The sequence below is a fragment of the Allorhizobium undicola ORS 992 = ATCC 700741 genome (assembly GCF_000621665.1).
In the GTDB taxonomy this organism is placed as follows: Bacteria; Pseudomonadota; Alphaproteobacteria; order Rhizobiales; family Rhizobiaceae; genus Allorhizobium; species Allorhizobium undicola.
Map to the genome: position 1 here is coordinate 100,355 of NZ_JHXQ01000013.1, position 24,048 is coordinate 124,402.

Below are 24,048 nucleotides of genomic sequence, written 5' to 3' on the forward strand. Positions count from 1 at the left end.
CCTGAAGCTCCTTTCTGGCTGCGGCAAGCGCCGGGAAAACTTCGCAAGCCTTCAAGGCGAGGATGCGTCAGCATCTTCGAGGCTTGGTATTACAAGGTCGAACATCTCAAGCAGAGTGTGACCAAGGACTGCCGCCACGTCCTTGATAATGGTCAGTTGCGCCTGCGTGGACCTGATTATTTCTGGCCTTGCGTTTGCGGGAGGGCTATGATGTCACCATGGACAGAACCGCTTTTGAAAATCCGGGCCTTTGGGTCGGTGTGCTGCTTGTGCTTCTGGCCGGGGCTGCGGGTTTTGCAGGCTGGATCTACTATGGTGCCGACATGCTGCTCACATTTGCCGCGCAAGGGCTTTCCTTTTGTCTTTGAAGTGGCGGAACATTCAAGCACAGGGTAACGGGCAGGGGCAGGGTAAGGGAATGCGATGAGGACGGTGCGAATCATTCTGTGGCTGCTGGCAATCGGCCTTGCCGGTGTGCTGGGCTATATGACGCTGGAAATCGGCAAATCCGGACGCGAGGTGGCCGAGGCACCTTTTGGGGTGCCCTTCCAGCTCGTGGATCAGCATGGCAAGCCGATTACCGAGCAGGCCATGCGGGGCAAGCCGACCGCGCTGTTTTTCGGTTTCACCCATTGCCCGGAAGTTTGCCCCACCACACTTTTCGAGCTGGATGGCTGGCTGAAAAAGGTCGATCCGGATGGCAACAGGCTGAATGCGTTTTTCGTCACGGTGGATCCCGAGCGTGACAGTCCTGAAATTCTCAACCAGTATGTCTCCAACGTTTCCAGCCGCATCACGGCCATTGGCGGGCCGCCGGAAAAGATTGCCGAGGTTATTCGCGGCTTTCGCGTTTATGCCCGCAAGGTGCCGGTGGATGAAAAGGATCCAAACGGCGACTACACCATGGATCACACGGCCTCTGTCTTTTTGCTGGACAAGGACGGACGTTTCAAGGGCACGATCGCTTATGGCGAAAATCCCGACACTGCCGTGAAGAAACTGGACAATCTGGCAAAGGGCTGAGCAGGCCTGCCAAGGGGCGATTTTCCCTGTCCGGCCCATGTTGCATTGACCTGTCAGCCGGTGTAGCTCAAATCCACGTTTTCTTCCGCCTGCCGACGAATGACGGGTTCGTTTGCTGGCTGTCGTTTTGGTTTTGCGCAAGTCCGCGTGGGAAGAGCCTTCCCATTGGGCGGGCCGGCGTCTTGAAAGGATTGTCCCGCCGTGAGCGAGATCCGACTTTTTGTCACCACCACCGAGGCAGATGCCAACCACATTCTCGATCTGATGAGCTTTGCCTTCGGTGAAGAGGATTTTGCCATCGCGACCACGGAGATCGACGAGAAGAACGATGTCTGGCAGGCCTCGATCTATATGATGGCCAATGAGGAGGCCGAGGTGCAGCAGCGCTTCGTGGAGCTTCTGGCCGAAGCCTATCCCGATCTGGCGGTGGAGCGAGAGGTCATTCCGGATATAGACTGGATCGCCAAATCGCTGGAGGGGCTGACGCCCGTCCGCGCCGGACGTTTTCTGGTGCATGGCTCGCACGACCGCGACAAGGTGAAACCGCATGATCTCGCCATCGAGATCGATGCCGGGCAGGCCTTCGGCACCGGGCATCACGGCACCACGGCGGGCTGCCTGGAAATGATTGACAGCGTGGTGCGGGCGCGGCGTCCGCGCAATGCGCTGGACCTTGGCACTGGCAGCGGCGTGCTGGCCATTGCCGTGCGCAAGCTTGCGCCGGTGCCGGTGCTTGCCACGGATATAGACCCCGTGGCCGTGCGGGTGGCAAGGGAAAATGCCCTGACCAACGGTGTGCCGCATGGTATCGATTTTCGAACCGCCCCCGGCTTTCACTCCACCGCTTTTCGTGAACACGGGCCGTTCGATCTGATTATCGCCAATATTCTGGCCCGCCCGCTGATGAAAATGGCCCCGCAGCTGGTGGCGCATCTGGCCCCCGGCGGTTCCGTGATTCTTTCCGGCATTCTCGCCAGTCAGCGCTGGAAGGTCATCGCCGCCTATAACGGGGCGGGCGTCAAGCATGTTCGCACGATCTGGCGGAACGGCTGGGTCACGATCCATCTGCAATGACATGCTGCATTGCAGCGGTGCATCAGGGGCATGACTACTGCATAATTCCTTAAATCGGAATCGGTTTAAGGTGAAAATTATGCAGCAGCTTTAGAGCCTTTCCCTGTTTCATGGAAACCACAGTACACGACGCTTAGGCATGTGGCGTGGCCTACCCCCCTCTGCCTTGCCAGGCATCTCCCCCTCAAGGGAGGAGATTGCAATACGGACAAAGCGCCATTCTTCAACGACTATTTGTGATGACGGCCTTTTTCAGGAATTTAGGCAGGGCCTTGATCTTGCCGATCTCCCCCCTTGAGGGGGAGATGTCCGGCAGGACAGAGGGGGGTAAACCACACGCAAAACCGTAGCGTCGTGTACTGTGCATGGAAACACGGAAAGGCTCTAACTGTTTGTTTCTGCGCATTTTCGAACGGAAAATCGAATATCCACACAGCCTGAAAAAGCAGAAGGCGGCACCGCCATTGCCGCCTTCTCTTTGATCAGGTTGCCCTGATCACCCGCGAGCTGTGGGAGGTCAACTCAAGCGGGCTCGAACTCTTGAAATGCAAAGCCCCTCCCAAAGCCTAACCGGGATTCGGTTCGGACGAGGCAGGATAAGCCTGATTTTACGGGGTGTCAGATGGCCAGCATCATGGCGCTGTTGCGCACCGTGCCGGGCCGGGTTGCAGCCGACAGGATGTCCCGCGACAGGCTGGAAGCGCCTGCCATGCCAACGCGGCCAAGCTGACGGCCGAGCGACGGTGCGCGGGTCGGTTCAGTGGTGCGGATCTGGCTGGTCATTGTCTGTCTCTTGTGGCTGGCGTTTGCGTTGGCGGGCTTCTAGCCCTTTGTGCCGCTTCGTGGCAGGGGGTGCGCGGCATGGGAGCTATGCATTTTTGCATTGTTTTAAGGCGGGGTGGGCAAATTCTGGTCAAAAAACCGTCACAAAGTCTTCCGGCGACGCGGCAGGGCTTTGGTGCGATGCGGTGTAGCGGCACAAGGTGCCGCAGTTTCGCCGGACAAAGGAAAACAAATGCAGTGCGAGATGCTATAACACCTTTGAATCAGCAAATGAGAACGGCACATGTTTCAGTCCTTCGATGTTACCTCTACCCCGCAATTCGGCGCAGCCCGCGTCGGCGCTCTTCGCAATCTCTTTGACGGGCTCGGCATAGACGGTTTTCTCGTGCCGCGTGCCGATGAATATCAGGGGGAATATGTGCCTGCCTCGGCAGAGCGCCTGTCCTGGCTTACCGGTTTTACCGGCTCGGCGGGGGAGGTGCTGGTCACGCGCGATAAGGCAATGGTTTTCGTGGACGGGCGTTATGTCACGCAGGTGCGCCAGCAGGTGGATCTGGCGGTTTTCACCCCCGCAGACCTGATCGGCGAGCCGCCCGCGAAATGGATTTCCAACCATCTCGGCAAGGGATTCCGGCTGGGTATAGACGGCTGGATGCACACCAGCCAGCAGGTGAGCCGGCTGGAAAAGGCACTGAAGGAGATTGGCGGACAGCTCGTTCTGGTCGCTGGAAATCCTCTCGATGCAATCTGGGCAGATCGCCCATCAGAGCCTCTGGGGGCTGTGTCCATCCAGCCGCTGGCGGCGGCGGGCGTTGAGGCGGCGGCAAAGATTGCCGACATAGCCACCATGCTGAAGGCAAAGGATCTTGCTGCCGTGCTGATCACCGATCCCTCGTCGGTTGCCTGGATTTTCAACATTCGCGGCAATGACGTGCCGCATACGCCGCACCCGCTTTCGCGGGCAATCGTGCATGGAGATGGCAGGGCCGAGCTTTTCATCGATAAACGCAAGCTGAGCGTGGAGGTGGCTGCCTATCTCGACGGGCTGGCCACGCGGCACGAGCCGCAGGCCTTCCTCTCCATGCTGGGTCAGCTTGCCGCGACCGGGGCGCGTATTCTCGTCGATCCCGATCTTGCGCCGGCGGCGCTGTCGCTGCTCATTGCCAATCAGGGCGGTCAGCTCGTGGATGGCAGCGATCCGGCCAAGCTGGGGCGGGCGGTGAAGAATTCCACGGAGCTTGAAGGCTCGGCCCGGGCGCATGAACAGGATGGGGCTGCGGTGGTGGAGTTTCTGAGCTGGCTCGATGCGCAGCCCGCCGGAAGCATCACCGAAATTGCCGCAACCAGGGCGCTGGAGGCGGCGCGGCTGCGGGTGGGGGAGCGGTTGCAGAACCCGCTCAAGGATATTTCCTTCGATACGATTGCGGGCGCTGGCGAAAACGCCGCCATCATGCATTACCGGGTGACGACCGAGAGCGACCGGGTGATTTCGGATGCCGAAATGTTCCTGATCGATTCGGGCGCGCAATATGTAAACGGCACGACCGACATTACCCGCACGGTTGCCATCGGCGCGGTGCCGCAAGAGCAGAAGCGCTTCTTCACGCTGGCGCTGAAGGGCATGATTGCCATTTCCACCGCACGGTTTCCGAAAGGCACGCGCGGCTGCGACCTGGACCCGCTGGCGCGCATCGCCCTTTGGAAAGCCGGTGCCGATTTTGCCCATGGCACCGGCCATGGCGTGGGCTCCTACCTTTCCGTGCATGAAGGGCCGCAGCGTATTTCGCGCCTGTCCACGCAGGAATTGCTGCCGGGAATGATTCTGTCCAACGAGCCCGGTTACTACCGTCCCGGCCATTTCGGTATCCGTATCGAAAACCTCATTTACGTGCGCGAGCTTGCGCCCGTGGAAGGAGGCGATCAGGAGATGATGAGCTTCGAAACGCTGACCTTCGTGCCGATCGACCGCAGGCTGATCGTCGAAGACCTGCTGACCCGCGAGGAACTGCGCTGGCTGGATGACTATCACGCCGAAACCCGCAAGCGGCTGTTGCCGCTGCTGGAAAGCGATAGCGCCCGGCAGTGGCTGACGCAGGCAACGCAACCGCTTTTCCGGGCAGATTGAGGGTAGGGAAAGCCTCCTGACGCAAGGGGGCGCCCTGCGCTTATATCAGAACAGGCCCAAATGGCGGATGAGAATGGCGGAGCCTGCCGCAACGGCCATCATGGGAATGAGCGAGAAACGCAGTCCGGCGGCAAGGCCAATTGCCATGGCAATCTTCACATCCATGCCGCCGAAATAGAAGGTTGGCGCCACGAGGGTGGTCAGCACGGCCGCCGGAACGGCATTCAGCGCGGCTTCTGCCCGCGGCGGCAGGGTGCGGATACGGCTGATCACCAGATAGCCGCCACAGCGGGTGAGATAGGTGGCAATGGCGGCGGCGGCGATGATCATCATCATGCGCGGATCGATCATGTCTGTCATTCGGCTGCCTCCGTAAGGGCTGGCGGCATGGGTTGCGGGTTGGTGTACTTCGGCGTGACCGGCAGCAAGGCAGCCGTGACGATGCCCGCCAGCGCGCCGATGCTGACATGCCAGGGCGAGCCCACCAGCTTGATGGCGATGATGGAGGCTATGGCGCTCGCGGCCGCGACCGGCAGGAATTTCGGACGTCGGCGAAAGCCCAGCAGACTGCCCATGAAGTAAAGCGGTAACAGCACGTCCAGACCAAGCGCCTTCGGATCGCCGATGACGGAACTGAACAACGTGCCGACGGCCGTAAACCCGACCCAGGGCAGATAGATGGCAAGTGCGAAGCCCATATACCAGGAGAAGGAAACAGGGGCGGGCGTTTCGCTGCGCCGGGCCATTTCGGCAAATTGCGGATCGGTGAGCATGAAGAAGGCCAGCAGCTTCTGCATGGGCGAAAATTTCGAAAAATAGGGACCTGCCGCCGCCGAATAGAGGATATGTCGGAAATTGACGGCAAAAATGGACAGCACGATCAGCCATGCCGGAACATTGTGACTGAAAAGCTCTATCCCCACGAGCTGGCTTGCCCCGGCAAAAAGCGCCGCACTGGTGAGCGTTGCCTCGAATGTGGAATGGCCATGGGTTGCGGCAATAGCGCCGTAAAGAATAGCGAATGGCAGGGTTGAAACGCCAACCGGAATGCTTTGCCGCGCACCCTTGAAAAAATCTGACATGGTTCCGTCCTTGCTGTCAGGCATTTACGGAGCCGGTCTCAGGATTTGAGGCAAGGTTCCGTTCTGCCTGAAGCCCGCGCTTGCGGCATTCCGTTCGCGCGGGCTAACATGAAGAACTTCTATTTCACCAGTCGCAACGGCCTGTCTTGAACGAAATAAACCCCGACCTCAGCGCTTGCCGCGCGGCTGGAAGGTGTGTTCGGCGGCGGGAAACTGCCGTTGCGTCACCTCTTGCGCATAGTCTTCCGCAGCCTTCGAGATGACGCCTGCCAGTTCTGCATAATGCTTGACGAAGCGTGGCTTGAATTCGTTGAACAGACCCAGCATGTCATCCGATACGAGAATTTGCCCGTCGCAGGCCGGGGAGGCGCCAATGCCGATGGTGGGGCAGGCAAGCGCCTGCGAAATGGAACGCGCCACAGGCTCCACCGTGCCCTCGATGACGATGGCGAAGGCGCCCGCCTCGCCGATTGCCGCGGCGTCGCGATGGATTTTCGCCGCTTCCGCTTCGCTGTGGCCCTTGGAGCGATAGCCGCCCGAAGTGTTGACCATTTGCGGCATCAGCCCGACATGGCCCAGCACCGGCACGCCGCGGGCCGTGAGGAAGGCGACCGTTTCAGCCATTTCCTCGCCGCCTTCCAGCTTGATGCCGTCGCAGCCGGTTTCCTTCATGATGCGCGCGGCATTGCGAAATGCCTGTTCTTTCGATTCCTGATAGGAACCGAATGGCAGATCGACGATCACCGTGGCGCGGTTGACGCCGCGCAATACGGCCTGGCCATGGGCAATCATCATGTCCATGGTCACGCTCACCGTGCTGTCCAGCCCGTAAAGCACCATGCCAAGGCTGTCGCCCACCAGAAGCAAATCGCAATGCGGATCGAGAAGCCGCGCGATGGGCGTGGTATAGGCCGTGAGCGAGACAATGGGGCGTTTGCCCTTGAGACTTGCTATATCGGCGGGCGTCAGGCGTTTCTGGCGGGGTGGGGCGCTCATTCGGCGGCCTCCTTCTGGCTTGCGCTGCGGGTGATGACCCTGTTGTCGAGCAGTTTGGTGCTGCCTATCGTTACGTAAAGCAGCAGAAGAAAATCCGTTTTCAATGCCGCGAGCGGCAGCAGCGTGTGCGGATCGCGCACGGCCACCACTTCGGCACGGGCAAGTGGCTCACGGGAAATGAAGGCGCGGATCGCTTCTTCCATCCGTTCGGGACGATCTTCGCCCCCGGCAAACAGGCGTTCAGCTTCAGCCAGCGCCTGCGGCACGATCACGGCGGCCTGCCGCTCGGCGGCGCTCAGATAGACATTGCGGGAGGAAAAGGCCAGTCCGTCGGCCTCGCGCACCGTTGCAACCGGCACGACGCGAACCGGCTGGGCGAGGTCTTCCACCATGCGGCGGATAACGGCCACCTGCTGGTAATCCTTCTCGCCAAAATAGGCGGCATCCGGCTGCACGATGTTGAAGAGCTTGGTGACAACCGTCGCCACACCGGCAAAATGGCCGGGGCGCGCCTCGCCCTCAAGCTGGTTGCCAAGGGCTGGAACATCCACCACCGCCTGCATCGGGCGGGGATACATATCCTCAACCTCCGGCGCAAAAAGAATGTCCACGCCTTCTGCCGCGAGCAGGGCGCTGTCGCGGGCAAGATCGCGGGGATAGCGGGCCAGATCCTCGTTGGCGCCGAATTGCAGCGGATTGACGAAGATGGAAACCACGCTCACCGCATTTTCCGCCTGCGCCTTGCGCACCAGCGTCAGATGGCCTTCATGCAGATAGCCCATGGTGGGCACGAAGCCGATGGTCTTGCCCTGCCGCCGCCTTTCGGCAAGCGCCTGCCTGAGTGCCGCAATCGTCCTGATGGTCTGCATAAGCCCCGGTCCTCTCCCGTACCTGCGGGGCTGAGATAATCGGGCTTGGCCGGGAAATCAACCAATCACGCTGCGACTGGTGATGAGGTCCACCCCTGCGGCGCGCATTTCGGCAAGTGCTGCATCCACCGTCAGCGGATCGATACCCCGGCAGCCATCCATGATGAGGCGCACTTTCACGCCGGGCAGCATGTCCATGGCATCGAGCGCGGAGAACTTCACGCAGTAATCCGTTGCAAGTCCCATAATGTCCAGCTCGCTGACGTTATGCTGCTTCAGATAGCTGTCGAGTCCTGTCAGGGCGCTGCGGTCGTTGTCGCGAAAGGCCGAATAGCTGTCCACGGTGGGGTTCAGGCCCTTCTGCTGCACGAAATCGATCTTGCCGGTTTCAAGATCTCCATGAAAGGCGGCATCGGCCGTTCCCTCAATGCAATGATCCGGCCACATCATCTGCGGCTTGCCGGAAAGCTCACCCATTTCAAAGGGCTGACGGCCGGGATGCTGCGAGGCGAAACTGCCGTGATTGGCGGGGTGCCAGTCTTGCGAGGCGACGATCAGGTCATAACCACCGCTTTCCATCAGCGCATTGGCCAGCGGAACGACCGCGTCTCCTTCCGGCACGGGAAGGTTGCCGCCGGGGCAAAAGCCATTTTGAATATCGATAAGCAGCAGCGCGCGGGCCATGATTTTCCTTTGCCATCGGGCGGGATTGGACAATGGGAAAGTGGCAAAGCCTGCCTGTCTCTTCAAGGGGGCAAGAGGAAATCAACGTTATCGCACACAAGCCAAATTGTAATGGAACAAAAACATCATCCGCGCGTTGAGCGGGCATGGCCATTCTCTTATCCGGGTTGTGATCTTTGCGGATCATCCATCAACCTGCGGGAATGGCGGCCCTGTTCTTCCCAAACGCAGTGGAATTTCCCATGCTTCTCTCCCTGATTGTCATCGTCTTTGCCGTGATCGGGCTTACGCTCGGCGGTGGCGGCGCCTATCTGCTATCGCTTGACGGCAGCCCTTTTTATCTCGTGGCCGGGCTGGTTTTCCTCGCCACGGCGCTGTTGCTGGCCCTGCGGCGCAGTGCCGCCCTTTGGCTTTACGGTCTGTTCATTCTCGGCTGCCTTGGCTGGGCGGTGTCGGAGGTCGGGTTCGACTGGTGGCAGCTTGGCACGCGCGGCGGGCTTGTGATCGTTCTGGGCTTCGTGCTGTTGCTGCCAGCCATTCGCAGGCGGCTTGGGCCGTTGCACCGCCGTGAGGCGGCCGTTCCGGCCAGCGCCTTGCCGGTTGCCATGCCGGTGCTGGTGGCGCTGGTGGTGGCGGGATATTCGCTCACCCAGGACCCTTACGACAAGGAAGGAACGCTGGACCTCAAGGCCGCAACCGCCGCGCCCGCCTACGGCGGCGCCATGGCGGACGGGGAGTGGCACCAATATGGCCGCACGCCCTACGGCCAGCGCTATTCGCCACTCAGCGAAATCACGCCAGACAATGTGAAGAGCCTGAAGACCGCCTGGACCTTCCAGACCGGCGACGTGAAGCAGCCGGGCGATGTGGGCGAGACGACCTATCAGGTCACGCCGCTCAAGGTGGACGATACGCTTTATCTCTGCACGCCGCATAACTGGGCCATTGCGCTCGATGCGGCCACCGGCAAGCAGAAATGGAAATTTGACCCCAATGTCGGCCTCAATCCGGACCGTCAGCACCAGACATGCCGGGGCGTGACCTATTACAAGGATCCGACGGCGGCGGCCGGTGCGCCCTGCGCCGAGCGCGTCTATCTGCCCACTTCCGATGCGCGGCTGATTGTGCTGGACGCCAAAAACGGCGCCATTTGCGAAAGCTTCGCCGATCGCGGTACGCTGCATCTCGAGCAGGGAATGCCCTATGATCCGGCGGGCTATTACTACTCTACCTCGCCGCCGGTGATTGCCGCGGGCAAGATCGTCATTGGCGGGGCGGTCAACGATAATTACTCCACCCATGAGCAATCGGGCGTGATCCGCGCCTTCGACGTCAACAGCGGCGCGCTGGTGTGGAACTGGGACAGCGGCAACCCGACGGAGACCGCGCCGCTGCCCGCCGGCAAGACGTATACGGTCAATTCCCCCAATAGCTGGTCGGTTTTTGCCGTGGATGAACAGCTTGGCCTCATCTACATTCCACTTGGAAATCAGGTGCCGGACCAGATCGGCATTGGCCGCAGCGGCAATGTGGAGAAATATTCCGCAGGCGTCGTGGCGCTGGACATGAATACCGGCAAGGATCGCTGGATGCAGCAATTCGTGCATCACGATCTCTGGGATATGGATGTGCCCGCCCAGCCGGTTCTGGTGGATCTTACCCGCAATGGCGCAACCGTTCCCGCCCTTGTGCAGGCTACCAAGCAGGGCGACATTTATGTGCTGGACCGGCGCACCGGCGAGCCGCTCATTCCGGTGAAGGAATTGCCCGCTCCCGCCAGCACGATCGCCGGTGAACGCGCCTCGCTGACGCAGCCGATCTCCGGCCTGAGCTTCCGGCCACCACAGATGCGCGAAAGCGACATGTGGGGCGTGAGCCTGATCGACCAGATGGTTTGCCGCATCAAATTCCATCAGATGCGGTATGAAGGGCAATATACCCCGCCTTCGCTGGAAGGCTCGATCATCTATCCCGGCAATTTCGGAACCTTCAACTGGGGCTCCGTGGCGGTCGATCCCGAACGGCAGGTGATGTTTGGAATGCCGACCTATCTGGCCTTCACCTCTAAGCTCGTGCCGCGCGATCAGGTGCCGGCGAAGGGCCAGGACGAGAAGGGATCGGAGCAGGGTCTGAACCGCAATGATGGCGCACCTTACGGTGTATATATGGGGCCGTTTCTCTCGCCGCTCGGCATTCCCTGCCAGGCCCCGCCATGGGGCTATGTGACCGGCGTGGATCTGAAGACCGGCGAAGTGGCCTATAAGCACCGTAACGGCACCGTGCATGACATGACGCCGCTGCCCTTGCCCTTCAAGGTCGGTGTGCCGGGCATTGGCGGGCCGATGATTACCAAGGGCGGCCTTGCCTTTCTGGGGGCTGCTGTGGACAATTACCTGCGCGCCTACGACCTCGCCTCCGGCAAGGTCTTGTGGGAAGGCCGCCTTCCGGCGGGTGGACAGGCAACGCCGATGAGCTACGACCTCAACGGCAAGCAATATGTGGTGATGGTGGCAGGCGGCCACGGCTCCATCGGCACAAAGCCCGGCGATTACGTGATTGCTTACACGCTGCCCTGAACGGGCAGGCGTCCCGGCGGATTTTCTAAAAACCCCTTCGGTCTCTCAGGCCGGAGGGGTTTTTTTTGGCACAGTTTGGCGGAGCGTGCGGCGTGGGCGCTATTTGCTATAATTTTGTATTCATTGAACTTATTGTGCATTTGCGTACCGGGCCGTGCCTTGGCGCTGCATAAAATGCCGGCTTTGGCGGCAACCAAACCTTAACTATGAAAGGCCTAAAACCGAATCACTCTGTTTGAAGGATGGTTCGCATGACTAACACTGCCGCCAAGCTCCAGCCCGCTCCGGCCACGCTCGCCTTTTTCCCGCTTGCAAGCCGCCGCCAACTGGTGCGCAAGGCCGCCCGCGAACTCAACAGCCTTCACGGTGAAGAGGCCAATACCTATTGGCGCACCACCTGCAAGAAGCTTGGCGCCGAACTGCTGGACCTTGGCTGCCCGGCAGAGGCCATGCGCGAAGAAATCATCGAATTCCAGGAAGCCGTGCAGATGGAACTGATGTGGCTGCACCGCGAGGCCGCACGGGTTTAGAGCATTTTCAGGAAAAGTGGAAGCCGGTTTTCCGCATGAAAATGCTTAAAAACAAATAGTTAGAGCGGTTCAATGTTTCCGTGCACAGTACACGACGCTGAGGAATTTGGCGTGGCCTACCCCCCTCTGCCTTGCCAGGCATCTCCCCCTCAAGGGGGGAGATTGCAATACGGACAAAGCGTCATTCTTCAATAAATATTTGTGACGACGGCCTTTTTCAAAGATTTAGGCAGGCCTTCATCTTGCCGATCTCCCCCCTTGAGGGGGAGATGTCCGGCAGGACAGAGGGGGGTAAACCACACGCTAAACCGTAGGGTCGTGTCCTGTGACGGATGAGAGTGCTGCCCTTTTCCCGGAAGCACTCCTGCCGCAAACCTCTCACGCCCGCTCGACAAAGCCGTCCAGCACGCGCTTTTGTCCGGCCCGGTCGAAATCGATCGTCAGTTTGTTGCCCTCGATGGCCGAGATGTTGCCGTTTCCGAACTTGATGTGAAACACCCGGTCGCCCACGGCAAAGCGCGAGGGTTCGCTGCTGGTGGATTTGGCCACCAGTTCGCCCTCTATGGTGCGGCCGCGCGGGCCGCTTTCGCCGTAACCGATGCGCTCCACCGCATGGCCGGAGCGGGTACCCCAATTGTCGCGCGTGGCTTCGGTACGGTTCTGCTGGGCGCGTTTCCAGCCGGGGGTGGAATAGCTGTTGGTGAAAGGTTCTGCCTTGTCGAAGCGGGACTGGCCGTAGCCGCCGCGACCATAGCCGCCATAGCTGGTTTCCACTTCCGCCACTTCCACATGCATGGGCGGCAGCTCATCGAGAAAGCGTGAGGGCATGGTGGATTGCCACAGCCCGTGAATGCGGCGGTTGGAGACGAACCACAAATGGCAGCGCCGCTTGGCGCGGGTAATGCCCACATAGGCCAGCCGCCGCTCTTCCTCCAGCCCGGCGCGTCCGCCTTCATCCAAGGCCCGCTGGTGGGGGAAAAGCCCTTCCTCCCAGCCGGGCAGGAAAACGGTGTCGAATTCCAGACCCTTGGCCGAGTGCAGCGTCATGATCGAGACGGCATCGAGATTTTCGTTCTGCTCGGCATCCATGACCAGCGACACATGTTCGAGAAAGCCGCGCAGGCTCTCGAAGGCTTCCATCGAGCGGATCAGTTCCTTCAGGTTTTCCAGCCGCCCGGGCGCTTCGGCGGATTTGTCGTTCTGCCACATGGCGGTATAGCCGCTTTCGTCGAGAATCTGCTCGGCCAGTTCCGTATGCGGCGTGTTTTCCAAGAGGCTTTGCCAGCGGCGGAAATCGGCCACCACGTCGAACAGCGCCTTGCGCGGCTTGGGTTTCAGTTCATCCGTTTCGACGATGTCGGCAGCAGCCGCCAGCATGGGAATGTCGCGGGCGCGGGCATAGTCATGCAGGTTGCGAATGGTTGTATCGCCCAGCCCCCGCTTCGGCGTGTTGACGATGCGCTCGAAGGCCAGATCGTCCGCTGGCTGGCAGACGAGGCGGAAATAGGCCATGGCATCGCGGATCTCCAGCCGCTCATAAAAGCGCGGGCCGCCAATGACGCGGTAATTCAGGCCAAGCGTGACGAAACGGTCTTCGAATTCGCGCATCTGGAAGGAGGCGCGCACCAGAATGGCCATGTCATTGAGATTGTGCTTGCGGCCCCCGGCATCGCCGCGTTGCAGGCGTTCGATTTCCTCGCCGACGGCGCGGGCCTCCTCTTCCGAATCCCAGGCGGCATGAACCACCACCTTCTCATCGTCCGGCTCCATGCGGTCGGTGAAAAGCGTCTTGCCGAGGCGGCCTTCGTTATGGGCAATGAGATGGCCCGCAGCCCCCAGAATATGTTCGGTGGAGCGATAATTGCGCTCCAGCTTGATAACCTTGGCGCCGGGGAAATCCTTTTCGAAACGCAGGATATTGTCCACTTCCGCGCCGCGCCAGCCATAGATCGACTGGTCGTCATCGCCCACGCAGCACAGGTTAACCGGCTGTTTGCCGGTTGCACCGGGGGATGCGGGGCGCTGGGCCAGAAGCCTTAGCCACATATATTGCGCGGTGTTGGTGTCCTGATACTCGTCCACCAGAATATAGCGAAACCGCTGGTGATAATCCTTCAAAACATCCGGATGGGCGCGGAACATGCGGATGGGATGCAGCAGAAGATCACCGAAATCGCAGGCATTCAGACTTTTCAACCGCGCCTGATAGGCGGCGTAAAGCTCGCGGCCCTTGCCATTGGCAAAGGCGCGGGCATCGCCCTCCGGTATTTGCGCGGGATCGAGGCCCTTGTTCTTCCAGCCGTCGATCATGGCGGCAAACTGCTTGGCGGGCCAGCGCTTGTCGTCGATGCCTTCGGCCTGGATCAGCTGCTTGATGAGCCGCACCACGTCATCGGTATCGAGAATGGTGAAGTCCGAAGACAGTCCCACAAGCTCCGCATGGCGGCGCAGCAGTTTGACGCCGATGGAGTGAAACGTGCCAAGCCACGGCATTCCCTCCACCTGGCCGCCGACCAGATGGCCGATGCGCTCCTTCATTTCCCGTGCTGCCTTGTTGGTGAAGGTCACGGCAAGGATCTGGCTGGGAAAAGCCCGGCTGCTGGCCAGAATATGGGCGATGCGGGTGGTCAGAACACGGGTCTTGCCGGTGCCGGCGCCCGCCAGCACAAGCACCGGCCCATCCAGCGTTTCCACGGCCTCGCGTTGCTCCGGGTTGAGGCCGGACAGGTAATCCGGCTGTCGGGCCTGATCGCGCGCGGCCATGGCGCGGGCGGCAATGCCCAAACCGCCAGAGGCAGCCTCAGGCCTGCCGGAAGAAGCAGGCGCGGCGGCCGGTTTCTGGCGCGGCTGCGGTTCCTCGTCGAAGAAGGGAATATCGTCAAAACCATTGGTCATGCCGCCCAATGTAGTGATTCGGGGTCGAAAGGCCAGAGAATGTTCCGGTTTTATTCCGATTTCTTGAGAATCTGAAAGAATGCGCAGCAAGCCTCCGGGCACAAGGGCGGTGGCGGTTGCGCATCGCCGTGTCATTGTTTTAAAACTGGGTTTTAAAACCGGCCACGCTTTGAAGAAACAATCGTTTTGCAGGGGAGCTTGCCATGAGCCGCAAGGATGTGATTGCAGGCGAGCGAAACGAGGCGGGCATTGCCGCCGCTCTCGACCTGCTCAGGCAGCAATTTGGCGAGCGGTTCCAGACGGGGCAATCCTTCCGGGAGCAGCACGCCCACACCACCACCTATCTGCCCGCACAATTGCCGGATGGCGTGGTTTTCGTGCAAAGCACCGAAGACGTGCAGGCCGTGGTGCGGCTTTGCGCGGCGCATAAGGTGCCGATGGTGCCTTTTGGCGTGGGAACCTCGCTGGAGGGACAGGTCAATGCCGCCCATGGCGGCATTTCCATCGATTTCAGCCGCATGGACAAGGTTTTGCAGGTCAATGCCGAGGATCTCGACTGCACCGTGCAGCCGGGCGTGACGCGGGAGGCGCTGAATACCTATCTGCGCGATACGGGCCTGTTCTTTCCCATCGATCCGGGCGCCAATGCGACGCTTGGCGGCATGGCCTCCACACGCGCCTCCGGCACCAATGCCGTGCGCTATGGCACCATGAAAGACAATGTGCTGGCGCTTTCCGTTGTCACCGCTGAGGGCGAGGTGATCCGCACCGCGCAAAGGGCGCGAAAATCCGCGGCAGGCTATGATCTCACCCGGCTTTTCATCGGGGCGGAAGGCACGCTTGGCATCATAACCGCACTGACCTTGAAGCTTCAGGGCATTCCCGAGAAGATCGGCGGCGGCATCGCGCAATTTCCCGATCTGAAATCTGCCTGTGATGCGGTGATCCTGACGATCCAGATGGGCATTCCCATGGCCCGCATCGAGCTGATGGACGAGGTGCAGGTCGGCGCCTGCAATGCCTATTCCGGCCTGACGCTGGATGAAAAGCCAACCCTTTTCCTCGAATTTCACGGAACCGAGCAGAGTGTGGCGCAGCAATGCGATCAGTTCGCTGCCATTGCCGCAGAGTTTGGCGCGCAAAGCCTGCGCTTTACCGCCGATCCGCAGGAGCGGGCGCAAATCTGGAAAGCGCGCCACAATGCCTATTGGGCAGGCCGGGCGCTGCGGCCTGATTTGAGCGGACTTTCCACCGACGTCTGCGTGCCGATTTCCAGACTGGCCGATTGCGTGGCCGAAACGCAGCGTGATCTGCGTGAAAGCGGGCTGCTTGCGCCGATCGTAGGGCATGTGGGCGATGGCAATTTCCACCTGCTGATGCTTTTCGATGACGAAAGCGAGGCCGATGTGGAAAGGGTGGAAGCCTTCATGGCACGGCTCAGCGCACGCGCCCTTGCTATGGATGGCACCTGCACCGGCGAACATGGCGTGGGCCAGGGCAAGATGAGCTATCTGGAGGCCGAGCTTGGCGGGGCGCTGGCGGTGATGCGGCAGGTCAAGCGCGGGCTTGATCCCGATAACATCTTCAATCCGGGCAAGATCTTCCGCCTGTAAAACATTGTTTACGGCTTGTCCTTTGAAGGCAAGTGGTTACTGTTCGGTTTCGATCAATCGTCGAGGCGGGTTTTCCCGCCGTCAGTGGTATAAGGTTCGGCGTGTTCGCAAGAGTGTTCATCGCAGTCGGCGGTCTGGTGGTGCTGGTGCTTTTTGCAGCACTGCTTGCGCCTCTCTTTGTCAACTGGACAGGGTTGAAGGAGAATTTCGAGGCCGAGGCCAGCCGCATTCTGGGCAAGAAGGTTGTCGTGCAGGGCACGGTGGCGGCGCGGCTTCTGCCCTTTCCCTCCGTGACGCTCAACGATGTGACCATTGGCCCCGGTGAAGACGGGCAGACGCTGGTGCGTGTCGCAAGCTTTTCCATGGATGCCGAGCTTGCGCCTTTTCTCTCCGGTGAGGCGCGTATTTTCAGTATGCGCGTGGAACGCCCGCAGCTTCGGCTGCGCCTTCTGACCGACGGCTCGCTGGACTGGCTGCGCGGCAGCCGCCCAAGCCTTCCTGCCCGCAATGTGGTGCTGGAAAATGTCAGCGTCACCGGTGGCGAGATTACCTTTATCGACGAGCAGACCGGCACGACCCGCAAGGTGACGGGCCTCGATGCCGCGCTTTCGGCCCGCTCTCTGGCAGGGCCATGGACGGTGAACGGACGGGCGGCGCTGGACGGGCAGGCGGGCGGCTTCACGCTGTCCAGCCTCCAGCCGGAGCCGGGGTCAAATCAGGTTTCGGTCAAGATCCATATTGCGCCGGATCGTCAGCCCATCGATGTCGATCTGGCCGGCGATCTTGCGCTCTTGCAGGGCAGGCCCACGCTCAAGGGCAGTTTTTCCGCAGCCCTTCGCGCGCTTGCCGAGCATGGAAGCCGGGTGCAGGCCGGTGAAAAGCCCATGCCGCGCCCCCGTGCCAAAGGGCATTTCGAACTGGCCAATGACCGGATTCGTCTGCCCGATTACCGGCTGGAAATCGGCACCACGGACGATCCTTACGTCATTACCGGCGAGGCAACACTGGATACCGGCAAGAACGGCCAATTTCTTCTGACCGCCGAGGGCCAGCAGATCGACGTGGACCGGCTGACGCCGGACACGCCAAAGGGCAAGACCGGCAGGCTTGCCGAAGCGTCAGTGCGCCAGCGCATCCGCGCCCTTCTGGCGCTGGCCGATCAGATCCCGGTGCCGTCGGTGCCGGGCCGCGCCAGCCTGAAACTGCCTGCCATTCTTGCGGGCGATACCGTCATTCGCGACGTGACGCTGGATCTCAGGCCGAATGGCGATGGCTGGCAGGTGGAAAAGGCCGTGGCGCTTCTGCCGGGCCGCACCCAGGTGGAAGCCTCCGGCCGGTTGCGGCTGCGGGGCGATGCATCCTTTACCGGCGCGCTTCTGGCGGCTTCCAATCAGCCTTCCGGCCTTGCGGGCTGGCTGGCGGGAGAGGTCGATCCAGCCCTTCGCCAGCTCAGGACGGCGGGCTTTTCCGCCGATGTGCAACTGACCGAGGATATGCAGCGTTTCGACAAGCTGGAACTGGCCATGGGTGGCGCTACCCTGCACGGCCATCTCGAGCGCCGGGCCGAAACGGGTGTTGCACCCAGCCTGTCCTTCGACCTCAATGGCAATGCCTTCGATTACGAGACCGCAAGGGCGCTGGCCTCGCTGGTGACAGGCGATGCCGGAACGGAGGAGCTGCTGCGCCATCAGATTGCGGGCAAGATCAAGGTGGGCGCATTCAGCGCCTTTGGCCTGACAGCGCGGGATGTCGATAGCCTGTTTACCTTTAAGGATGGTGGCTTTTCGCTGCGCAAGCTGGAGATTGGCGATCTGGCTGGCGCCAGCATCACGGCCAATGGCGAGGCCGCGGGCTCGCTTGCCGACTATAATGGCAAGGCGCAGGCCATTGTGCATTCCGCCGATGCGTCGGCTTTTCTGGCCATGCTGGCCCGTCAGTTTCCCGATCAGCCGCTTCTGGCGAAAATTGGCAGCCATGGCCGCTGGTATGGCGAGACCAGCGTGGCAATCGATGCCCGTTTTGGCGATCAGCGCTATGGTGGCATTGCTCTCGATCTCAAGGGAAAGGCGAACGGCACCGAGGTTGCGGCGCATCTGGCGCAAAACAGCCTGTTCGATCCGCTTGATGATGCCGAAAAGAGCCTGACACTCACACTCGCCAATAACGATCCCGCCACACTTCTGGGGCAGTTGGGCTTCGATCCTCTGCCATTGCCGGGGGATGGCCCCGCAACGCTTGCGCTCGAGCTGAAACAGCAGGGGGCGGCCCCGGCAAGCGGCAAGCTTGATTTTGCCGCCGCCGGAACCAGCCTTGCCATGCAGGGCAGCATCAATCTTTCCGGCGATGTTGCAGGCGACGGGCAGGGGCATCTCACGCTCAACAGCGACGATCTGGAGCCCTTGCTGACCATGAATGCGGCTGCCTTGCCGAATATGGGTCAGGGGCTGCCGGTGGCGCTTTCTGCCGATATTCAGCGGCTGGGCGGCAATATCGTCATCAGCCAGCTGAAGGGGACGGTGGATGAAAATCCTGTCTCCGGCCAGATGAATCTTGCCATGGGCGAGGGCTGGCGGGTGGATGGGGCGCTGAGCCTCGACCATGCCGATCTCGGCTGGCTGGCTGTCGCAACCGTGGGGTCGCTGACGGCAGCCGACGGCACCCCGCAAGCCGAAAAGGTCATCGCGCCGATCTGGGGGACCAGCGAACTTGCGCTGGTGGTGGATGCACGGACGCTGGCGCTCGGAGATCTGCCGCCGGCAAATGCTGCAAAGCTGCGCTTTTCCGTGGTGGATGGCGCCTTGCAGGTTGAAAACCTTGGGGCGGAATGGCTGGGCGGCACGCTGGAAGGGCAGGCAAGCCTGTCGGTGAGCCAGCAGACGGCCTTTTTACGGGGCAAGGTTTCTGCCCGTCAGGTCGATCTTGCCAAGGCGTGGCCCTCGGGCCGGATCAGCGGCAGGGGCGATCTCGACCTGCAAGTGGACGGCAGTGGCGCGTCCATTGCCGATCTTGCAGCCTCGCTGAATGGTTCCGGCAAGGCGGTCGCTTCGCAAATGGTGGTGACAGGGCTCGATTTCAGCGCCTATGACGGATTGCAGAAGGCATTCATGGGAGAAAGCGGTGAGGTTTCGCAGCAGCGCGTCAGCCAGTTGCTGCCCTCGCTTCTGGCACGCCAGCCCGCCCGCTTCGAGCGGCTGGAACTGCCGATCTCCCTATCGCAGGGGCGTGGGCGCGTGCAGGGCGTGCAACTTCCCCTGCCGCAGGCGGTGTTGCATGTGGATGGCAGCCTGGCCCTGGCGTCGGCCACGCTAGATGCGCGGCTTGTCCTTGCCTTTCCGGCGGGAGAAGATGCGCCGAAAGGCAGCGATCCGGAGCTGGTCCTGAAGCTTTCGGGCCCTTTGCGTGGGCTTGAGGCCGCCTATGACGTGTCGTCGCTTGCCAATGATCTCTCCGCGCGGGCGCTGGAGCGGGAGCGCAGGCGCGTGGAAACCTTGCAGGCCAATGTGCTGGAAAAGCAGCGTCTGCGGCGCGAGGCGGCCTATTACGCAGCGCTTGCCGCCGCGCGACAGACGGAAAAGGCCCGGCTGGACGAGGAACGTCGCCGTGCTGCCGATGCCGAAGTCGAAAAGATGCTGAAGAACAGTCAGTTACCCGCAGCCGTCAACCCGCCGCCTGCCCTGCGCCCTCAAAACCCTGATGCTTCCGTGCCGCATTTGAACATGGAGAGTTTGCCGGGGGTGAATTGAGGGCTTTATCTGTCGGCACTTGTCGGTTGCCAGAGTGCGACGGGAATTTGCGGAAATGGTTTTGCTTCAATGGCGGGCAGTGTTCCGCGCCGAATAAGGCGCCGGGTCGCGGATAAGGAAATCCGCCATGCCATCATGGTAGAGCGGAGTTGCTGAAAGGCTCTGTCCCGCACGAGCCGAATGTTCGTTTCCCGAGGCGGGTTTTCAGAAGAAGCCGAAACGCTGGCCGAAGGGAGGCATGTCGCCCTGACCGACATTGCCACCGCCGAAATTCGGAAATTTGCCAGCAAAGTCCTCGAAGCCTTCCGGTGCTGCGGAGGTTTCGGTGGTTTCGCTGTCAGTTGCCGTCGCGTCGGTGCTTGCGGTGCTGCTGGCCGTTGCGCTATCGGTGGTGCTGGCCGTTGCGGCGGCGCTGGTTGCGCTGTCATCTGCGGGACGCTGCGGACGCATTGCGCCCATTCCACCCATTCCACCCATGGGGCCAAAGCCGCCAAATGAGATACCACCCATCATTGTCTTGATCCTTTAATTGGTGCTGGCCGAGGAGGCCCGCTCTATCCTCGACATGATGGATTGGCAGGCATTGGTCAGCATATGAAACAACTACTGCATAACTCCTTAAATCGGAATCGATTTAAGGTGAAAATTATGCAGCAGATTTAAAGTGTTACAGCGTCCTTTGTGCGTTTGTTAAAACGCACGGCGCTGTAGCATCTTCGAGCCTTGGCATAACATGGCGAAACAGGATGTTTCGCTTGCAATAGTTATGCATCACAATCTTTATGGATGATTAAAATTGTCCGCTTTTTAGCCAGTTTAAAACCGAAAGTCGCAATGCGCTTGACAGATTGCAATCTGGTGGCCGGTTTTCATCAATTGTCGCGATGAGAAGAGCAAGGGAAATCGAACGCGCTTGCGCCATGCGCTTCAGCTCTTCCCAGAATTCATCTTCGAGGGAGAAGCTGGTGCGATGCCCATGCAGGGAAACGGAATGTTTGCGGATCATTGAACCAGGCCGTTACCCGATTGATGCCGCTGGCCTTGGACCATGCGGTCAGTCATGCTTTGAAGGCTGTTCGCCCGTCGGGGCCGGTTCTTCCCGCCGCGATTGGTCCAGGGCCTTTCGCGCCTTTTCGTTCAGTGCGTTGGTGAGGTTTTTCTCGGCCTTGCTGCGTCCGAAGGTAAGGCGGTTCTGTTCCGCCGCCTTTTCCTTTTCCTGACGCGCCTTGACCTTCCGGAACTGGCGAAGATTGACGATATCCGCCATGGAGAGCCTATTGCTTCTTGCGGAAGGCATCCAGCGACACGACGGAGCCCTGCTTTTTCTCTCCGTCGGTCGTTGCCGCCGCATCCTCCTCGCCGCGTTCGGCGGCTGCGGGGTAGGCGGTGACTTCGGCGGCGGTTTCTTCTTCTTCCTCTGCCAGAGGCACGTCGAATTCCAGCTCGAAGTTCACGGCAGGATCATAGAAACCGCGAATGGCGTTGAAGGGGATAACCAGCTTTTCCGGCGTTTCGGAGAAGGACAGGCCAACTTCGAAATGCGTGTCCGTTACCTTGAGATCCCAGAACTGATGCTGGATGACGATGGTCATCTGCTCGGTATATTTGGCCTTCAGATGCTGGGAAATGCGCACGCCCGGCGCGCCGGTGAGAAAGGTGATGAAGAAGTGATGTTCACCCGGCAAGCGTCCCGTTGCCGCCACTTCGGCCAGCACCTTGCGAATGACGCCGCGCAGCGCATCCTGAGCGAGAATGTCATAACGGATGTGGTCCTGGCCCATGTGATCCTGTCTTTCCTTCAGTCTGATTCCCGGTCTTCATGCTGACGCAGCAGACATGCGACCGCATGATTATATATGCCAAGCTGACGTCGGGCGCAAAGGTAGAATGTTTTCAATTTTCCGCTTGCACAAAAACGCGGCCGCAATGGCGGTTTTTCGCCACAGAAAACCATGGGACATGGAACAAGACGGGAAAGGAAGCAGGTGGAGGTTTCTGTTGCCAGGTACCTCCGAACCCCGCCTTACAGTGCTACCCGCAAGGACTTAGGTTGGGTTTCCCGCACCGCCATTAGGCAGCGAGAGCGTAACCCTGAGCGTTGTTGTCGTTTGCAACTACTCTAGTGACCCGATAACGGCGGTATCATGCCGAGCAAAAGTTCGATCTTTACGCCCTTGTCGATCCTGTTTCGCCCCCATCAAAAGCCGGTCAGCAGGCCGGTTTTTGGTGGAGGCGCCGGGTACCGCCCCCGGGTCCAATAGGTTTATTTCATCGACCGTTTATTGCCATAGTCTTCTTGCGAAGCGTGGCGAACATAGTGCTGGCGCCCGCCGGTTTCAAGAGGGCGCGTGTGGCCGGACACAGCTTTATCCCATGGGGTATTCATGCGGTTCGCTTCACCGAAATGTGAAAGCCTTCAAGGCGAGGGCTCGCCATGATTGCGCGGCGCTGCTGCGATCCGGCTATCTGGATTGCGAATGAAAAATACGAAAAACGAAGTGTGCGTGAAGTGATTTCAAAGAATAGTATGGTTACAAATTTGTTACCGACCTTTTAGATTCTTCTTTATAATGTATCAATTCGCAAAAAATATCAATAAAACCAATGAATTGCTATTAGATTTCCGCCAGATTATGAGTAAATTATAAAAATTGAATGCTCAATATTGAAAAATATATTTACAAAAAATTCACATTGTGCGTTTGTTAAGAAATATTTACAGTCATAAAGGGGAAATGAATGGCTTCCACGGCGGTCTCCAGCAATAGCCCAGAAGACGTTACCAGCAGAAATTTTCTGGATTATTCGCAATTGTCAGGGTCAGGCGGCACTTCCGCAACCACCCAGCAGCAGGACAGCACCCGCAAGGTCTCGCCATCGGGCGCCGGTACGGGCACGGCAGCGGTGCTCAGCATCAGCACGACCGCCTCGGGAAAAACGGTGGCGAGCGGCAATACGGCATCGGCCTCCGACATCGTCAACAATACGGTGAGCCTTGCGGCTACCAGCGCCGCAGACACGGCCGATTATTCCACCGCGGCCGAGATTGCCCAGAAACTCTTCAACTCCAGCTCCATGCAGGAGGTCAACAGGGCGCTTGTCAACAAGATCAACAATGAGGACAAGTCCTTCGAAAGCCTGGATGTTTTGAAAAATCCCGGCAATTACACGCCTCGTCAGCGCTTCATCATGTATCTGGACCTCCTTCAGAACCAGGCCAAATACACCAATCTCTCCCAGGCCTTCCGCGATAATCAGTACGGCATCAACAATGGCGTCGAGATCAACGACGACTTCAAGAACGCCATCCAGATTCTCGGCTCCGATCCCGAAGTTCAATCGCTGCTGACGCAGGAAACCTTCAAACTGTTCAATTCCCTGTTCTCCGGGGTTCCTGTCGCGGCTCAGGATACCAGCGGGATGGATAAGGACGAAATCGACGCGGCGAATACGAAGCGCTGGGACGATATAGTCGCGCTGCGCAAGGAGGTGCTGGATTCCTTCGATCGCGACATCGTGAATGGCGGGCTGCTGACCGGCGGTCTGGCGGAGGGCAAGAGCGTCAAGGAAATCAGCGACGAGTATAACGCCGCCCTTAGTCTTTATACGATGATCCTGCCCCAGCAATCGAAGACGGATCAGGTGCCGGCGGATTGGCCGGGTCTGTCGAACGAACGGATGGAAAAGGCGCAGAAGACCTATTCCGACTTTTTCGCGAAGAACGTCGTGGAAAATCTTCCCGATACCTATGCCTCGATCAAGGGTCTGTTGCAGGCGGGTTCTGGCGGGGCGCTGGACGAGAAGGCGATGCAGGGCGTGGGGTCTGTCATTCCGATTGTCGATGCCAGCCAGTTGCGGCTGGGCGGGCCGATCTTCGACACGGTGAATGTGGATTATGACGGTCTTCTGGCCGTGGCCAAGCGGGACAAGAATTACAAGGACGGCGACAATACTTCCAACCTGTTCCGCCCGACCGTTGAGGTGATGGCGAAACAGTATTTCGGCTCCGGCGACGACAAGAAGGCGGACAGGGAACTGTTTACCCAGGCCGTGCT

At 59.9% G+C, this 24,048-nt stretch carries 19 protein-coding genes, 1 other RNA gene and 1 pseudogene; 9 read left to right on the plus strand and 12 right to left on the minus strand.

What is annotated here, in order from left to right; all coding sequences use genetic code 11:
* Positions 1–218 precede the first annotated feature (218 nt).
* The 3 genes from T424_RS22570 (at position 219) to T424_RS0112725 (ending at position 2,097) form a co-directional block, all read left to right on the plus strand.
* Positions 219–368: a hypothetical protein gene (locus tag T424_RS22570; RefSeq protein WP_154664900.1), complete on the plus strand. Its 150-nt coding sequence runs from the start codon at positions 219–221 to the stop codon at positions 366–368.
* A 55-nt stretch (positions 369–423) separates the two neighbouring features.
* Positions 424–1,023: an SCO family protein gene (locus T424_RS0112720; RefSeq protein ID WP_027488069.1), complete on the plus strand. Its 600-nt coding sequence runs from the start codon at positions 424–426 to the stop codon at positions 1,021–1,023.
* 201 nt (positions 1,024–1,224) lie between these two features.
* The gene (locus T424_RS0112725) at positions 1,225–2,097 is read left to right on the plus strand and encodes a 50S ribosomal protein L11 methyltransferase (protein ID WP_027488070.1); all 873 of its coding nucleotides are present in this window, start codon (positions 1,225–1,227) and stop codon (positions 2,095–2,097) included.
* Positions 2,098–2,715: 618 nt separating this feature from the next.
* On the opposite strand, the gene T424_RS22575 is transcribed toward T424_RS0112725, so the two are convergent.
* Positions 2,716–2,880, minus strand: coding sequence for a hypothetical protein (locus tag T424_RS22575; protein WP_154664901.1), 165 nt, complete (start codon positions 2,878–2,880; stop codon positions 2,716–2,718).
* Between the two features lie 283 nt (positions 2,881–3,163).
* On the opposite strand from T424_RS22575, the gene T424_RS0112740 reads away from it, so the two are divergent.
* Positions 3,164–5,005, plus strand: a complete 1,842-nt coding sequence (locus tag T424_RS0112740; RefSeq protein WP_027488071.1) for an aminopeptidase P family protein — start codon at positions 3,164–3,166, stop codon at positions 5,003–5,005.
* Positions 5,006–5,050: 45 nt separating this feature from the next.
* Here the strand turns inward: T424_RS0112740 and T424_RS0112745 are convergent, their stop codons facing one another.
* The 5 genes from T424_RS0112745 to pncA all read right to left on the minus strand — a co-directional run bounded on the left by T424_RS0112745 (position 5,051) and on the right by pncA (position 8,636).
* Entirely contained in the window at positions 5,051–5,365 is a 315-nt protein-coding gene (locus T424_RS0112745; protein WP_027488072.1) for an AzlD family protein, read from the minus strand.
* On the minus strand, positions 5,362–6,087 hold the full coding sequence (locus T424_RS0112750) for an AzlC family ABC transporter permease (RefSeq protein WP_027488073.1): 726 nt from the start codon (positions 6,085–6,087) through the stop codon (positions 5,362–5,364). Before T424_RS0112750 ends, T424_RS0112745 begins: the two co-directional genes overlap by 4 nt.
* A gap of 168 nt (positions 6,088–6,255) precedes the next feature.
* Positions 6,256–7,083 (minus strand): 3-methyl-2-oxobutanoate hydroxymethyltransferase, encoded by an 828-nt coding sequence (gene panB / locus T424_RS0112755; RefSeq protein ID WP_027488074.1) that lies wholly within the window; start codon positions 7,081–7,083, stop codon positions 6,256–6,258.
* Positions 7,080–7,952, minus strand: a complete 873-nt coding sequence (gene panC, locus T424_RS0112760) for a pantoate--beta-alanine ligase (RefSeq protein ID WP_027488075.1) — start codon at positions 7,950–7,952, stop codon at positions 7,080–7,082. The genes panB and panC overlap by 4 nt, the downstream gene beginning before the upstream one ends.
* Positions 7,953–8,009: 57 nt before the next feature.
* Entirely contained in the window at positions 8,010–8,636 is a 627-nt protein-coding gene (pncA, locus tag T424_RS0112765; RefSeq protein WP_027488076.1) for a bifunctional nicotinamidase/pyrazinamidase, read from the minus strand.
* 242 nt (positions 8,637–8,878) lie between these two features.
* On the opposite strand from pncA, the gene T424_RS0112770 reads away from it, so the two are divergent.
* Entirely contained in the window at positions 8,879–11,212 is a 2,334-nt protein-coding gene (locus T424_RS0112770) for a glucose/quinate/shikimate family membrane-bound PQQ-dependent dehydrogenase (RefSeq protein WP_027488077.1), read from the plus strand.
* Between the two features lie 251 nt (positions 11,213–11,463).
* Positions 11,464–11,742, plus strand: coding sequence for a DUF6074 family protein (locus tag T424_RS0112775; protein WP_027488078.1), 279 nt, complete (start codon positions 11,464–11,466; stop codon positions 11,740–11,742).
* Between the two features lie 378 nt (positions 11,743–12,120).
* Here T424_RS0112775 and T424_RS0112780 read toward each other — a convergent pair whose 3' ends face one another.
* Positions 12,121–14,637 (minus strand): ATP-dependent helicase, encoded by a 2,517-nt coding sequence (locus T424_RS0112780; RefSeq protein ID WP_169737299.1) that lies wholly within the window; start codon positions 14,635–14,637, stop codon positions 12,121–12,123.
* Between the two features lie 203 nt (positions 14,638–14,840).
* Here T424_RS0112780 and T424_RS0112785 point away from each other — a divergent pair, with 203 nt between their 5' ends.
* Together T424_RS0112785 and T424_RS0112790 are read left to right on the plus strand one after the other, a co-directional pair.
* The gene (locus T424_RS0112785) at positions 14,841–16,250 is read left to right on the plus strand and encodes an FAD-binding oxidoreductase (RefSeq protein ID WP_027488080.1); all 1,410 of its coding nucleotides are present in this window, start codon (positions 14,841–14,843) and stop codon (positions 16,248–16,250) included.
* A 113-nt stretch (positions 16,251–16,363) separates the two neighbouring features.
* Positions 16,364–19,993, plus strand: coding sequence for an AsmA family protein (locus T424_RS0112790; RefSeq protein ID WP_051558961.1), 3,630 nt, complete (start codon positions 16,364–16,366; stop codon positions 19,991–19,993).
* A 204-nt stretch (positions 19,994–20,197) separates the two neighbouring features.
* On the opposite strand, the gene T424_RS0112795 is transcribed toward T424_RS0112790, so the two are convergent.
* The 5 genes from T424_RS0112795 to ssrA all read right to left on the minus strand — a co-directional run bounded on the left by T424_RS0112795 (position 20,198) and on the right by ssrA (position 22,337).
* The gene (locus tag T424_RS0112795; protein WP_154664902.1) at positions 20,198–20,506 is read right to left on the minus strand and encodes a hypothetical protein; all 309 of its coding nucleotides are present in this window, start codon (positions 20,504–20,506) and stop codon (positions 20,198–20,200) included.
* Positions 20,507–20,783: 277 nt separating this feature from the next.
* On the minus strand, positions 20,784–20,999 hold the full coding sequence (locus T424_RS0112800; protein ID WP_027488083.1) for a ribbon-helix-helix domain-containing protein: 216 nt from the start codon (positions 20,997–20,999) through the stop codon (positions 20,784–20,786).
* 48 nt (positions 21,000–21,047) lie between these two features.
* The gene (locus T424_RS0112805) at positions 21,048–21,260 is read right to left on the minus strand and encodes a DUF4169 family protein (RefSeq protein WP_027488084.1); all 213 of its coding nucleotides are present in this window, start codon (positions 21,258–21,260) and stop codon (positions 21,048–21,050) included.
* Positions 21,261–21,267: 7 nt separating this feature from the next.
* Positions 21,268–21,774: an SspB family protein gene (locus T424_RS0112810; RefSeq protein WP_027488085.1), complete on the minus strand. Its 507-nt coding sequence runs from the start codon at positions 21,772–21,774 to the stop codon at positions 21,268–21,270.
* Between the two features lie 203 nt (positions 21,775–21,977).
* Positions 21,978–22,337, minus strand: a transfer-messenger RNA (tmRNA) gene (gene ssrA, locus T424_RS22140).
* 395 nt (positions 22,338–22,732) lie between these two features.
* Between ssrA and T424_RS0112815 the strand changes: the two are divergent.
* Positions 22,733–24,048, plus strand: a pseudogene (locus T424_RS0112815) (hypothetical protein); the annotation flags it as partial.

What these genes read in the sequence shown, in the direction of transcription:
- T424_RS0112745 (WP_027488072.1), bottom strand. Translation starts at nt 5,365, where the DNA reads ATGACAGACATGATCGATCCGCGCATGATGATGATCATCGCCGCCGCC.
- pncA (WP_027488076.1), bottom strand. Translation starts at nt 8,636, where the DNA reads ATGGCCCGCGCGCTGCTGCTTATCGATATTCAAAATGGCTTTTGCCCC.
- panB (WP_027488074.1), bottom strand. Translation starts at nt 7,083, where the DNA reads ATGAGCGCCCCACCCCGCCAGAAACGCCTGACGCCCGCCGATATAGCA.
- T424_RS0112810 (WP_027488085.1), bottom strand. Translation starts at nt 21,774, where the DNA reads ATGGGCCAGGACCACATCCGTTATGACATTCTCGCTCAGGATGCGCTG.
- T424_RS0112800 (WP_027488083.1), bottom strand. Translation starts at nt 20,999, where the DNA reads ATGATCCGCAAACATTCCGTTTCCCTGCATGGGCATCGCACCAGCTTC.
- T424_RS0112740 (WP_027488071.1), top strand. Translation starts at nt 3,164, where the DNA reads ATGTTTCAGTCCTTCGATGTTACCTCTACCCCGCAATTCGGCGCAGCC.
- panC (WP_027488075.1), bottom strand. Translation starts at nt 7,952, where the DNA reads ATGCAGACCATCAGGACGATTGCGGCACTCAGGCAGGCGCTTGCCGAA.
- T424_RS0112785 (WP_027488080.1), top strand. Translation starts at nt 14,841, where the DNA reads ATGAGCCGCAAGGATGTGATTGCAGGCGAGCGAAACGAGGCGGGCATT.
- T424_RS22575 (WP_154664901.1), bottom strand. Translation starts at nt 2,880, where the DNA reads ATGACCAGCCAGATCCGCACCACTGAACCGACCCGCGCACCGTCGCTC.
- T424_RS0112805 (WP_027488084.1), bottom strand. Translation starts at nt 21,260, where the DNA reads ATGGCGGATATCGTCAATCTTCGCCAGTTCCGGAAGGTCAAGGCGCGT.
- T424_RS0112720 (WP_027488069.1), top strand. Translation starts at nt 424, where the DNA reads ATGAGGACGGTGCGAATCATTCTGTGGCTGCTGGCAATCGGCCTTGCC.
- T424_RS0112750 (WP_027488073.1), bottom strand. Translation starts at nt 6,087, where the DNA reads ATGTCAGATTTTTTCAAGGGTGCGCGGCAAAGCATTCCGGTTGGCGTT.
- T424_RS0112795 (WP_154664902.1), bottom strand. Translation starts at nt 20,506, where the DNA reads ATGATGGGTGGTATCTCATTTGGCGGCTTTGGCCCCATGGGTGGAATG.
- T424_RS0112770 (WP_027488077.1), top strand. Translation starts at nt 8,879, where the DNA reads ATGCTTCTCTCCCTGATTGTCATCGTCTTTGCCGTGATCGGGCTTACG.
- T424_RS22570 (WP_154664900.1), top strand. Translation starts at nt 219, where the DNA reads ATGGACAGAACCGCTTTTGAAAATCCGGGCCTTTGGGTCGGTGTGCTG.
- T424_RS0112780 (WP_169737299.1), bottom strand. Translation starts at nt 14,637, where the DNA reads ATGACCAATGGTTTTGACGATATTCCCTTCTTCGACGAGGAACCGCAG.
- T424_RS0112775 (WP_027488078.1), top strand. Translation starts at nt 11,464, where the DNA reads ATGACTAACACTGCCGCCAAGCTCCAGCCCGCTCCGGCCACGCTCGCC.